The organism is Paenarthrobacter sp. NPDC089322, assembly GCF_040684895.1.
Lineage (GTDB): Bacteria > Actinomycetota > Actinomycetes > Actinomycetales > Micrococcaceae > Arthrobacter.
On sequence record NZ_JBFBGW010000004.1, the window covers coordinates 232221 to 244847 of the forward strand.

Consider the following 12627-nt stretch of genomic DNA (forward strand, 5'->3'; position numbering starts at 1 on the left):
TGCAAGGAGTTCCTTACCCCTAGATGCAGTCAGCAACCACTCATTTTTCCCTAACCAGCACCTAGATTTGGCCTGAATCACCACCTAGTTTGAACCTTTGGAATCTGTGCAAGTATTTGCGACTGCAGTCTGAGTGAGTCAACGCAGCTTCTTTTTCACTTGGAGTCGTAATGAGTACAGATCAAGGTAGTCCCGAGAACCGAATTCACGTGATTGGGCCCAAAGGGGGCATTTTCCGCACGGCAGAGGCTCCGAAGAGGAGCTGCAGTTCTGTTGGCAACCGCAACGTTTCTTGCGGCAGTTCCACTAACAGCCAATGCCGCGCCTCGGAGTTCTGAAAAGTCGCATGACAACAAGACTGTGAGCTCTTCCGCGCTAGTTCTCAATCCCGATAAGGCCGCCTCCGAAGTCCTGCAACAAGCCATAGAGAAGGCCAGAGCTCAGGATCCTGCTGGCTTTAAGCTGCGTGTCAGCTTGATCACGTCGTCCAAAGCCGTGACGAAGTATTTGGCCAGTTTTAGAGGACTGGATTGGAGCACCCAGGTCAACGGATTGGCCGCATCGATGCCCACGGATGCTCTGACTGGGATGGTCGATCTGATGGAAAAGAAGATCGTTGAGTACAAGGTCCGGCCGGCGTCGACGTCCAGCAATTGGGTAACGATGACCGTTCACAAGGACCTGATGGCGGCGCAACTGGGCACCTCCGGTGAGTCCACCAATTCCGGAGAGCTTACGACGTTCGGGTGGGGCTCGCTGCCTCAATGTCCGTCCGCTTGGGCTGCGTTCTGGGGCTTGGTTCGCTTTCAACACGGCATTCTGCGGTCCATTTGCTGCATATCCTCCAGCGGCAGTTGCTTGCGCTCTCGGGCTTGGCCTGGCCGGCATGATCGTCGATTTCAACAAGGGATGCTGATGGGCGTTTGGTATGAGTAATGCCAGGCAATATTTTCTTTCGCTGTCCGTGACCCTGGGCGCTGGCGTAGTTGTCTTGGGACTGGTTCCCGAACCCGCGGTGTACATAATTGGCCTCCTGCTTATGGGACTCCTCATAGGGATCACCGTGTACTACAAACAGTGGCAATGGACTCGTATCAAAGCTGGGGAGGCTCGGTCACCAGGTCTTGGGGTGGGGTGTGTAATAGCCATTACGGTTGCGCTTCTTCTTAGAGGCACTGATTGGCGTCCTGTTCTTGTACCTGTCCTCAGCGTTGTCGTCAGTGTTGGTATGTTCCTATGGCTGGAGGCCAAAGGGGGCTATCTGGACCCCGAGCAACAGTGATGGAATACGACCAGTTCTGGGAATGCCGCCTGGTTGCGGTGGTGTTGCTTGGTAGCTGAATTGAGAGGTGGGACCCGCGCGGATCGAGTCCCACCTCCCGTGAAGGTCACCCGGGCGGGGTCAGACTAAAGCGTTCATGACGTTCCAGCCTTCGCCGATCTGTTTCCTCGGCTCCAGATGGCGGCTGCCGATACCCGGGTAGAGCCAGAGAATGCCATTGGTGTCCCGGGCGATGATCTGCGAGTATCCCGCGTAATTGATGTCGAACCTGCCGGTGGCGATGATCGACGTCATCGCGTTCCAGCCTTCGCCCACCTGCATTCGGGGTAGCCATCCACCGGCGCCGTTCCCAGGGTAGAGCCACAGGCGACCGTTGGCATCGCGAGCAAGGAGGTCCGTCTTCCCGTCCTCGTTGAAGTCGCCACGACCGATCAGGGCAGTCATGACGTTCCACCCCTCGCCGACTTGTGAGCGGGGGAGCCAACCGCCGCGGCCGTCGCCCGGATACAACCACAGGCGTCCTTCGCGGTCCCGGGCCATCAGGTCCACCCTGCGGTCGCCGTCGAAGTCACCGGGACCCACCATGGCGGTCATCACATTCCACCCCACTCCTACATGCACCCGCGGCTTGCACTGCCCGCCAGCGGCAAGATAGAGCCACAAGGCGCCGGTTGTGTCACGGGCCAGGAGGTCATCCCAGAACTCACTCTGGAAATGGCCCGGACCAACAATGGCGGTCATCGTGTTCCAGCCCTGGCCCATTTTGAAGCGTGGCTTCTTCTTCCAGCCGCCGCGACCGTCTCCGGGGTACACCCAGAGGTCACCGGCGGCGTCCCGTGCCATGACGTCCTCGTAGTAGCCCGTATTGATGTCGATGTAGTCCCAGTTGTTAAATGCCCTGCTGCCTGACTGGTCGGCGTGGGCGGGGACGCCTATTGGGCCGACGAGCAGCGCTGCGGCTACCGCTATCGCCGCGCCAGGCAACGGCGGGCGCTTCTTCCATTGCTTGTTTGGACGCGTAATCGTCTTGGACCGGATCATCAGGGCTTCCCCCACCAGCAACAAAGCCGTCACACGATGAACCGGAGCTTAGCGGGAATGGACCGGCTTTGTTAGGGGTCCCCGAATGCTCAGGAAGTACGACGCCTGAGGGCGCGTGGGCGGTGGCGGAGCGGCTGGCGCCCCAGACTGATATTGCCGCTAACTATTCTTCCTCCTATTCAGCCATCCAGCACCGAAGGCCGAGAAGATAGGGCCAACCAGAAGACTGAACCACAAGGGCAATAGGGAGTCGCCAGGATCGATCTTCTGCTCGTCGATCACATAGCCAGCGACATTCAAGCCAATTATTGCGCCGACAAAAAGGACGCATCCCACCAGGATCATCACGACAGGGACGACTGTACCTTTGGTTTGTAGTGAAGGCTTTGTTGTCATTTTGATGTCCCAATCAAATCTGTTGATTCCTCTAATTGCATCCTCTACGTAGGCGTATTAGGAGCCGATCCAATGCCATGAATCCAGGTTCCTGTGTCCTTGAACGGAGCAAACTGAGTGTAGCTTGCAAGCGGCCACCACATCTGAGTTGCACGCTCCGATACTTGCCCCGACAGTCTCGAAAAAACAAAACCCCCAACAACCAAGGTGTTGCCCGTGGCGCAAACCAGCTACACGGCCGCAGATATTGTGACCACACAAAGATCGGCATAGGTGGTGAAAATGGGTCTCCCTAGATCGAAACGAGGGAAATTAGGTGGTGGGAACCGAAAACTAGGTGCTAAGAAGGATCATCTAGGTGGTGAAGAAAACGCGCCAAAAAGCGGAGCAACCCACACGGATTGCGCCCCGCGAAAAGGCCGAAGAGTCCAGGCCGGAAGCACCCACGCCGCACACCCGGGCTCCAACCAGCCCGGACGACCACGGGAGCTGAAGACAAAAGAACCTCCCCCGGCGGCAAAGGAACTGCCCCCGCCCCCCACCGCGATCGGGTTTGAGGCCGACCTCGCCCACGAGTACCCGCTGCGGCTCGTACTTCTCCGCGATGCGCCGCCAGCGGCGGTAGACCTCGTGGACTTCGTCCTGGTCGGACACGAGGGGGTTGGAGCGGAGTCCATCGACGACGGCGAAGGCGCTGGGCGCGTCCGGCAAGCCTTCCGCTTGGAACAGGGCATTCGCGACGTCGATGCGGAGCCCGTCCTGCCGCCAAAGCGGCATGGAACAGCGGGTGCTCGGAGGAGCAGTGGTTCGGCACAATATGGAGCAGCACCCGCAGCCCAATGTCATGCACCCGCGCCAAGAACGCATCAAAGTCAGCCATGGTTCCAAACAAGGGATCGACGCCGCGGCAGTCGCTCACGTCGTACCCCTAGTCCGCGGCTGGCGAGGGGTTGGACGGGGTCATCCAGATCCCGTCTGCCCGGAAGCGAGCATTTGCCGAATTTCCGGGGGTGATGAACGCGGAGATGCGGATGACGCCCGCGGCCTGGTAGGTAGGGAGTGTGCGCATGTAGCCGGAGGTGAACGCCGACTGACGCCCGTGCGGCCGAGCATCACGGCGTAACCCCGTTCCTGCGCATCCAGCATCGGCAGGGGTTTGCGGGAGGGCCGCTGTTTCGTCAACGGGGTAGGTGGGGTCGCAGGGGAAGACAACCACTCCGTCAGGCGTAGGCACTGTGCAGCGACATTTGGGCGGGAAGCCTATATGACAGACGGCAATGGGTTGTAGTGTCGTCGCAAAGGTCACGGAGGCAAAGGGGTCACGGATGGTCCATGCGGAGAATGGAACGCTCGCCGGCGTTCTAGAAGGCAAGAAGCAATATCAAGTTCCACTCTACCAGCGCGTTTACTCTTGGGGGAAAAAGCAACTGGAGCAGTTGTGGGCGGACGTTATCGAGCTGGAACGTTCGATTGCACGTGATCCCAAGTCGTCTCATTTCATAGGCTCATTGGTACTTGCCAGCAGCCCTGATTTTGGCGCAATCGGCGTCAACAAATTCTTGGTCGTGGATGGCCAACAACGCTTGACCACCTTGACGCTCCTGCTCGCGGCACTTAGGGATCATCTTGTGGAGATGGGTGACCACGAACGGGCGCACGGGATCGATGCACAGTACCTGATCAACATTTTCGACAAGGGCAAGCCTTTCAAGGTCCTGCCGACGCAGGCTGACCGAGAGTCGTATATGGCCGTGTTGAACCGTGCACCTCAGGCTGGGGGTGAGGATGCGATCGGTGAAGCATATCGGTTCTTCCGTGCAAGGATTGCCGCCGCAGACGACCCGGATGATCCTCACGACTTGGAGTTGCTTGAAGCTGCCGTTGTAGGCGGCCTGGCACTTGTCGTCGTTACCGCTGAGCCTTCAGATAATGCCCATCGGATCTTTGAATCTCTAAACAACACCGGGTTGCGTCTGACTCAGAGCGACTTACTCAAAAACTACCTATTCATGAGGCTTGGTGACCGAGCCGAGGCGGTCTACGACAACATCTGGCTGCCTTTAGAGCGGAGGCTGGACTCTGAGAGCCTTGAGCTGCTGTTTTGGCTCGACCTTGCACAGCGCGACGAGCGCGTAAAGCAGTCAGATACGTATATCGGTCAACAGAAACGACTAGAGGCTCTCGACACGGTCGAGGACATAGAAGCAGAAGTAATCCGGTTCGCTGAACTCGGCGAAGTGCTCGCGACTATTCTTGATCCCAAGAGAGAAAGCCATTCAGAGATACGCCGCCGCTTGACGAGAATCAGGGCCTGGGGATCGACCACTGCGTATCCGATAGTCATGCAGATATTGTCCCGTCGGGCATCCGGTTTGGTGCGAGATGACGAGGCTGTTCGTGCGCTCATATACCTGGAGTCTTATTTCGTTCGGCGTGTAGTCATAGGGAGAGCAACCGCAAACCTGAATCGGACGCTTCTTCAGGCCGTAGGAGCTATCAGCGGATCCGAACGGGTCGATCTAGCTTTGCGAGAGTTTCTCTCGAAGGGCCGGAAGTACTTCGCGACCGACCAGCAGATCCGTGAAGCTGCTCAAACGGTTCCCTTCTACTGGCAGGGGAGAGGTCCACAGAAGAAGCTCATTTTGCAGTGGTTGGAGGAGGCCTATCGACCGAAGGAAGTTATCGAACTCGATCCGGCGCGCCTAACAATCGAGCACGTCTTGCCACAAACCCTTTCAGAGCCTGTTCGAGAGGCGTTTGTTTTGGGGTTGGACCCGGATGCCAATGTTGACTATGAACATGAGCGCATTGTGCACACGATTGGCAACCTCACCTTGAGTGGATATAACAGTGAACTGAGCAATAGGCCCTTCACAGACAAGCGAAGAATGCTTGAGGCAAGTGGTTTGGCCATGAACCGAAAGATCGCTTCTGAAGCCGTGTGGGGTGTCCAGCAGATAGATCAGCGCGGCTCGGAACTGGCCGAAAAGATAATCGAGCTGTGGCCTGGTCCGGATGAAAGCGTCACACAGAGTGAAACTGAACCTTCACAGCTTCGAAGCCAGATCGCAGCCATACTCGCCGAGATTCCAGCGGGGCGTTGGACTTCTTATGGTGACGTGGCAATCGTGGCGGGCACTTGGGCTCAGCCGCTCGCCGCAATCATCGCACGATACCCACTCGTGAATGCATGGCGTGTCCTTCAGGCTGGTGGAACCATTTCCTCAGGATTCAGATGGAGCGAACCTAATCGCGCCGACAATCCTCGTATGGTCCTTGAGGAGGAGGGCGTTCGTTTTGATTCAGAGGGTCATGCAGATCCTGAACAGTTCATGAGCGCAGAGGAGCTCGCCGAGGCTGCTGGACTCGATGTAGACCAGGAGGTCCTCGCCGTCCGTCGCGCAACGAGGAAGGGCAGCGGGAGAAACGGAAACGCTGGCTCCCTAAGTGAGGCCAAGCTTGCATTCTTCGAAAGAGTGCGTGATTACGGCGTAGCCCACGCGGGGAACATTGGATCGTGGCGCCAGCCTCGGGCGCATTACGAGTATGAAATTGCTGTCGGAGATTCTCGGGGGGTTATATCGCTTCAGGTCCAAACTCAGAAAAGAGCCGTGACTGCGCTTTTCTGGATCCATGATGACAAGGACCTCTATGCAAAGCTACTCGAAAGGCGGGCGGACATAGAATCCGAGCTTGGTTTCGCCTTGGATTGGGACGAAAACCCCGGACGTAAGGCAACCAAACTCGTTGCGAGTCGCCCCGGGAACATTCTCGATGAAGAGGAAGTCCCGGACCTCGTTGAGTGGCTCGTGAGAACCGGAGACGCATTTGCCGGAGTCCTTCCTAGGTACTTTTAGGCTAGCGCCTCATACACACCCGCACTGGAGCAATGGTCGAGAGGCCGTCCAAGCCGGGCGCGCCGCTTACGGAGAAGAAGCTGCCCGATGCAGTGACGGGTGCGCATTTCGCTTGCGCCATGGCGGAGAGGTAACCGCGTTGGCTGGCGTGGGCGACGCGGATGGAGCTTGGGGCTCCGGCGGGGAGCCGTGATGCGGCGGTGGCCGAGCACGAGGAGGTTACGGGTGGGAGTCGCAGCCGAAGTCGTCGACCATCGTTTGAGGCTCAGCCGTCCTGTAGCTTGGGCCAGTAGGTGAAGGCGCTGATGTCCCCACGCTTCTTGGGAGACGTTCGATGGCCATACCGTCCGACGACCTTGTCGTGCAGGTGCCCGCTCAGCACTGGATCCACGCTGAATCCGCGTCGACCTGTATGAGCATCCAACTCCCTCTCCGGAGGCTGAAATGACAATGCAACGGAGCTAAAGAGCCACACTGCGGCCGACGCCACCAGCCAGCGTAGCCCGTGGCGCGTCCAATAGATGCGTCGCAACGTCGATCTAAAGGGTGATTGATCCGTCATGAGGTGACGCTAGCAGCAGGCGCGGCACAACGCGGGAGATTTGCCAGAAGTTGGCTACTGGCAGTCCCTGGCGAACGCAAATCATTGACGGACTTAAAACGGGCAGCACAGTAATATCTCAAGATTGGATCAAGGTTTCTCCGCACTTTTCAGTTGACGGGAGGGCCGCGTCTTCCGGATGCTGCATGCTTCGGTGTTAGATCGGGTTGCTCGCAGTAGGGCCAGCTCTACTGACTTGCCTCTGTAAGTGATCGGGCATGGGCGGAGTTTCCCGGAGAAACCGCCATTCTTGGCGGAATCCGTTGTGGACAGCAATAGCCGCTCATCCGCGCTGAGGCAGCCAGATGCTAGTTGCACGTCGGCGTAAATCAGATCAAACTATCAAGTTGCTCGGGCGTAACTCCCGGATTCTGTCAGATCGTAAAACTCGCATCTCGCTTGCGTACATATACACTCATCTCCGGCCGCCATCGCAGTTGTCCATTCTGCGAGCGGCAGAGGCAGGGGGAGAAGATTTGAAGATGTGCGTGATGAGTTCCTGTAGACCTTCGCTGTGTTCATTTTCATTAGGTCTTCCGAGAAACCAAACGGCGAAGAGCTCGTTCTCTTAGATTTGATCGACCTTCATAGAGATGCGTCTATAGATCATTCCCCGTTGGCTAATATCCAGCGAGCTATGGAATCTCTGGCACTCAAACCTTGGGTCGCCGCAGGCGCCCTCGTCCCAACTCTGAACTCGCACCCAAGGAGAAGAATGACCATCCCCGAAGTACCCCAACATCAGCCTGGCGCATTTCCCCCTGTCGGGGAGGGAATGCACCCGACATCGCATTTGAGCCAGCCCCGCCCCTTTGGTCCGCCCAGCGCGGCGCCGCAGCGGCCGAGTAACGCGAAGGCCTATATTTTCGGCGGGGTTGGCCTGTTTCTGGGGATTGTGCTTGGCGTCATTGCGTCCGTGACGGTGAACAACGTCGTACAGGCCGCGAACGCGGCAGCTGCGGCGGAAGCGGAAGCCAAGAAGCCCAGGCCGCTGCCGGCCGCCGTCAATAAGTGCAAACTCTCTGGAAAGTCCAGTTACGCCAAGCTGGGTGACGACGGCAAGACGCTTTCGCTGGACGGAAAAGGTGAAGACGACTATGACGGTCTGGCATGGGCAGACATCGAGTGCGTGCTTGATGCCGTCAACGTACCTGATTACATTCGCGAGGAAATGGATTCAACACGCGCTTTGGATGGGACGCAGCGTGAATCTTGGGACAACTTTGCTGCCTCTTGGAGCTACCACCCCGACTCTGGCTTCAACATGGTTCTGCGTATGTCGGGCGGGAGCTAAGAGAGCCTTCCGCAAATCCCTTCGTTCAGTCTTGAACGCATAATCCAGAATTTCCATTAGTCGTTTTCACAAGAACAGGTATAAATGTCGGACTCTGACGCCGAGAAAAGCTCGCCAGTCACTCGTTCCCAGCCGTCAACGGACCACGAAAATTTCGCCGCCGGCGTCGAAGCCCCGGGCACGGAAACCGCAACCTTCCCACAGACTGAACCAGCACAACCGAGGGGTAAGTGGCGTCCTTGGAAGCGGCGACCAGCAGAGGTTGAAACAAGCATCCCGACTGCCGGGCCTGACCCCGAAGACAGCGAGCCTTCCAGCACAGAAAAATCGTCCAGGCCAGCACGCAAACAGCGGTGGATCTGGGTGGCCGCACTTTTGGTCGTTCTTCTTGGCGGTACAACCTTCCTGGGCTACACCCTCCCGGACCCGAAGGCGAGCGACGAATACAAGAGCTTGCAAGCGGAGAACGCTCGTATGTCCGGCGACCTAGGCAAAGCCAAGGCGGACCTCAAAACGCATGAGGACGGCATCAAGGTGAGGGAAACAAAGCTTACTACTGACGGCTTGGCGCTTCAGAAGCGTGAGGATGCGGTCAAATCCGCCGAGGCAGCGGTCAAGAAGCGCGAAGATGCCGTGACGGTGACTGAGAAGCAAAAGGCTGCCAACACGGTGCGGGAGGGCACATGGACGGTAGGTGTTGACATCGAACCGGGCACCTACAGAGCAGATGCCGAGGTTTCTTCAAGGTGCTACTGGGGTATCTATCGAAGCGGCTCCAATGGCTCGGACATTATTGACAACGACATCGTCAGTGGTGGGCGTCCTTCCGTCACGCTTTCTGCAGGTCAGGACTTTACGACTACGCGCTGCGGAACGTGGTCAAAACAGTAATGAGTAGTTCGTGAATGGAAAGCCCACTCCCGCAGTGCATACTCGTACGTCGGCAAGAGACAAACATTCAATCTCGCTGGAACTGGCCACTAGTTCGAAGGACTTCCAAATGCTTAAACGGCTGAGCCAAACCATCATCATCTGTTCACTCCTGGCGGGGTGCGCGGCCGGAGGAGAAGCATCTTCCTCCGTCTCACCTTCGCCAGCGGTCTCTACGCCGCCGGCTGACGGGGGAACGTTTGCAACCGTCCTGGATCTCAAGAAGGCATATGTTGACGCGGGAGGACCGTGCCCTTCATTTAATCAAGGGAACAGGGTCACACTCGCCGCTGAATCGGCAGACTGCGACACGGAGACAGTACTCTCGACGTATGTTTCTCCGGAGGACATAAGTTCGGTTATCCAGAATCTGAAAAAGCTCGATACCTCAAGCGGTTATAAGAGCAGCACCACGCTGCTCGTTGGCAAGAACTGGATAATCAATAACAAGCAGATTGCAAAGTATAGGGAGAAGCTCGGCGGGACTGTAGTAAGTTTTTGATCAAAGAAGCTGAGTAGGAACCGGAGCTCTTCCGATTCCCAAGAGCCAAATGCGGCGATGCGCATTGGGTTAATGATTATAGCTACGCAATACTCATTAAGGTTGAGCCACGCTCTCCGCAACCAACCTTGCGTCCAGCCCCACCCCGCCCAGGATCGACGAGTAGTGCCGTGTCAGCCAAGGAAGTCCCACGGCCTACAGCCGGCGTGCTCCGTGACTCCGCCGGTGTGTCGCGGATACCCCCATTCGTCGAGCACGGGGATGTCGATGAACGACAGGTCCAGCCCGTACCCGGTCGCCCACAGCACGGATGTGATCCCGGCGTCGGCCAGGTTCAAGGAAGCAGGCTCTGAAGGTAGCCAGTCGTCGTCGGGCACGGGCGGCTGGTCCGGCGCAACCAGGCCGGCCGCTGCGATGTACGCGTCGATGGCTTTGCGCATGCGTTGGTTGAAGCCTTGCTCGACTGTTGTGAGGCGTTCGGGGAGGTCGTCGGTGAAGGTGATGTCGCCGTCGTCGATTGTTTCCAGGCGGCCGTGCAGGTGCATGCCGCTGCGGCCGAGTTCGCGGAGGTGGATGTCGTGGCCGCCGTCGGTGCCGGAGAGCAGCGGGTTGCACGCCATGCGGGCGGCGGGGGAGGGGAGCGCCTCGCGGGTGAGGGCGTTGACGCCGTAGTCGGGGCCGTGTTTTGCCGGTTTCGAGTACTTAGTAAAGGATGTGCTGGCCGCGGTATCGACGGGGCGCTTCGGGACAGGTGGAGACGTCCAGGTGGACTTCACGGCCGGCGTCGCGCAGTTCCTCGTCGATCTGCCCACCCGCCTGTGCCGACAATCAGGACGGCGCCCTCGGGCAGTTGCTGCGGATTGTGGTAGTCGTGGGTGTGGAGCTGGGTGACTTCCGTGGGAAGCTTGGCTGCCATGGCCGGCAGGTTGCCGCCGATCAGCCGCGAACGGCAGCGATGAAGTGCACCGTTTGGCGGTGAATTCGTCTCAACGTTCCATCCAGGACTAGATCCATCGCCTGTGTCCTGGCTTACTGCGAACCAGTCACACGCCCCGAAGAAGCCCTCGAAAACTGCTCTTGATAAGCCAGATGTTCGTAATTGAGCCTGTGGGCGTCCGCCACCCTGAGCCTTCCTGTTGGCTTCCCTAGATTCATGACTGTGCCGTCGGGCCGAACCGTCAGGGCATGCCCGTCAAAGAGGGCATGGCAGTTCGGGCAGAGGCAGAGGATGTTTTCCAGAGTGTCCGGCCCATTGTGAGGGATACCCAGCGGACGGATGTGTGCGCCTTCCGAATATGGCCCTGCAGCCGTGACGAGCCTGGTTCTGCAGATCTGGCAGGTGTTGTCGTATAAGCGTTTTACGGAAGCTGCGACGCCGTAGTCCCGGACGATCTGATTGACGTGCACGCTGCGGCGAGCTGTCGCTACGTCCTCTCCTCGGGTCAATGATGTGGCAACCTCGGAGGGGATAAGACTGTCTCCAGCAACTGCTCGTAGCTGGTAGATGAGGACTTTCCATCCGTCCCGTGTACCCCAGCCCCAACCGGTCACTGTGAAAAGCCCGAGATAAATGTAATCATTGGAAGCCTTTCGGCCGGTTAGTACCGACTCTTTAACGAGTACGCGAACTGGCCTGCCAAGCTTGTAGTTTTCGATTAGGCCAAGATTGCCCTTTTCCAGCTTTTGATCGGCGACGTGCCGGCCCGTGTTGGCGTCGCGGCCGCCAAAGCCCGTGTAGGTGATCAGGTCACCCTGAATTTCGTCGTCGGAGTATCCATCTGAAAGGCAAATGGACTGGGTGCCATCCGACTGTCCAGCGATTCCTGCCTGTGTCGTGCGGTGAACACCTGCCTCATAGGCCTCCCGTCGATCCTTGAAAACGGTGCCTGGCGGGCAATCCGGGACTTCTCCGTACATCACCGGCTGCGTCTTGCTGTCGCTCGAGACTAGCTCAATGCCGAAGCGCTTGAGTGCCCTTCGAGTTTCGGCTCCGCCCGCGAAAAGCCGGATTGAAAGTGGGCCCCTCTCAGGATGCTGTCTGCCATAGGCAACTGCTAGGAGCGGTTTGGAGTCGATAAGCATGCCGTCGACTTCCGCGAAGTAGCGCACGGACGGCTGTTGTCCATACCTGGCTAGGAAAGCATCCCGTCCCAAGTTCCTGAACTCATCGACAGTTCTTGATATTGCTGACGGATCCGTCAGCTCCGACAAAGCGCCCACAGAGGTACCCCCGGTCTTGCCCTTTTGGTGCCGGCTACGTCCTGAGGGGACGTAGCGGCGGATCGTCTGAGTCTTGGCATCGCAGCCAACGATCTTTGTCCAAAATATATGAAAAACCGCGTCACGTTCGATGTCCAACTGACACTTATGTTGGGGGGATCTTTGTTTCGTTGTCGATTTCGACGGTCCGTCGCCCGCGGTGACCGCGATGAGGGGCTTTCAAGACTAAGCCTTCTCATGGGCTGAGGTCGTCGTTGTGAGAGCAGCGACTCGTGGCCTTCAGGAGAACGCGGCCGCGGCCATGGCCTTCGAGATCTTGTGTGCCCGGCGCCGCGATAGGGACTGTTGCAAAAGCTGTCGGGGCCGTCACTTCTTCACATCTTGACTGTGACTCGGCTCACCCGGCACAATAAATGAACGCTATTCATTTGACGATCATGGCCTGGGACACACGACCAGGACACGACGACCCAACCCGGCTCTTCAGGATCTCGGTAACCCCGC

The 12627-nt window shown here is 58.0% G+C and carries 9 protein-coding genes and 2 pseudogenes; 5 read left to right on the forward strand and 6 right to left on the reverse strand.

Annotation, left to right across the window (positions count from 1 at the left end):
- Positions 1 to 273 precede the first annotated feature (273 nt).
- Positions 274 to 936, forward strand: coding sequence for a hypothetical protein (locus AB0N65_RS06740; protein WP_364159404.1), 663 nt, complete (start codon positions 274 to 276; stop codon positions 934 to 936).
- Between the two features lie 466 nt (positions 937 to 1402).
- Here the strand turns inward: AB0N65_RS06740 and AB0N65_RS06745 are convergent, their stop codons facing one another.
- From AB0N65_RS06745 to AB0N65_RS06760, 4 genes and pseudogenes are all read right to left on the reverse strand, one after another.
- On the reverse strand, positions 1403 to 2356 hold the full coding sequence (locus tag AB0N65_RS06745) for a VCBS repeat-containing protein (RefSeq protein WP_364159406.1): 954 nt from the start codon (positions 2354 to 2356) through the stop codon (positions 1403 to 1405).
- 717 nt (positions 2357 to 3073) lie between these two features.
- Positions 3074 to 3496 carry a hypothetical protein gene (locus tag AB0N65_RS06750; RefSeq protein ID WP_364159605.1) on the reverse strand — a complete coding sequence of 141 codons (423 nt, stop codon included), beginning with the start codon at positions 3494 to 3496 and terminating at the stop codon, positions 3074 to 3076.
- 28 nt (positions 3497 to 3524) lie between these two features.
- Positions 3525 to 3599 (reverse strand): annotated as a pseudogene (locus tag AB0N65_RS06755) (hypothetical protein); the annotation flags it as partial.
- 48 nt (positions 3600 to 3647) lie between these two features.
- On the reverse strand, positions 3648 to 3953 hold the full coding sequence (locus AB0N65_RS06760) for a hypothetical protein (RefSeq protein WP_364159408.1): 306 nt from the start codon (positions 3951 to 3953) through the stop codon (positions 3648 to 3650).
- Positions 3954 to 4044: 91 nt separating this feature from the next.
- Between AB0N65_RS06760 and AB0N65_RS06765 the strand changes: the two genes are divergently transcribed.
- The 4 genes from AB0N65_RS06765 (at position 4045) to AB0N65_RS06780 (ending at position 9903) form a co-directional block, all read left to right on the forward strand.
- Positions 4045 to 6576, forward strand: a complete 2532-nt coding sequence (locus AB0N65_RS06765) for a DUF4268 domain-containing protein (RefSeq protein WP_364159410.1) — start codon at positions 4045 to 4047, stop codon at positions 6574 to 6576.
- 1316 nt (positions 6577 to 7892) lie between these two features.
- Complete coding sequence (locus AB0N65_RS06770; RefSeq protein ID WP_364159412.1) at positions 7893 to 8471, forward strand: hypothetical protein; 579 nt, start codon at positions 7893 to 7895, stop codon at positions 8469 to 8471.
- Between the two features lie 363 nt (positions 8472 to 8834).
- A complete protein-coding gene (locus tag AB0N65_RS06775) occupies positions 8835 to 9362 on the forward strand; it encodes a hypothetical protein (RefSeq protein WP_364159414.1) in 528 nt (175 codons plus the stop codon).
- Positions 9363 to 9471: 109 nt separating this feature from the next.
- Positions 9472 to 9903, forward strand: coding sequence for a hypothetical protein (locus AB0N65_RS06780; protein ID WP_364159416.1), 432 nt, complete (start codon positions 9472 to 9474; stop codon positions 9901 to 9903).
- 96 nt (positions 9904 to 9999) lie between these two features.
- Here the strand turns inward: AB0N65_RS06780 and AB0N65_RS06785 are convergent.
- Together AB0N65_RS06785 and AB0N65_RS06790 are read right to left on the reverse strand one after the other, a co-directional pair.
- Positions 10000 to 10828 (reverse strand): annotated as a pseudogene (locus AB0N65_RS06785) (FAD-dependent oxidoreductase); the annotation flags it as partial.
- 104 nt (positions 10829 to 10932) lie between these two features.
- Positions 10933 to 12261: a YDG/SRA domain-containing protein gene (locus AB0N65_RS06790; RefSeq protein WP_364159420.1), complete on the reverse strand. Its 1329-nt coding sequence runs from the start codon at positions 12259 to 12261 to the stop codon at positions 10933 to 10935.
- Between the last annotated feature and the right edge of the window lie 366 nt (positions 12262 to 12627).

Bases quoted from the DNA above. Each gene is read 5' to 3' on its own strand.
- AB0N65_RS06750 (WP_364159605.1), bottom strand. From the start codon at position 3,496: ATGCCGCTTTGGCGGCAGGACGGGCTCCGCATCGACGTCGCGAATGCC.
- AB0N65_RS06765 (WP_364159410.1), top strand. From the start codon at position 4,045: ATGGTCCATGCGGAGAATGGAACGCTCGCCGGCGTTCTAGAAGGCAAG.
- AB0N65_RS06770 (WP_364159412.1), top strand. From the start codon at position 7,893: ATGACCATCCCCGAAGTACCCCAACATCAGCCTGGCGCATTTCCCCCT.
- AB0N65_RS06780 (WP_364159416.1), top strand. From the start codon at position 9,472: ATGCTTAAACGGCTGAGCCAAACCATCATCATCTGTTCACTCCTGGCG.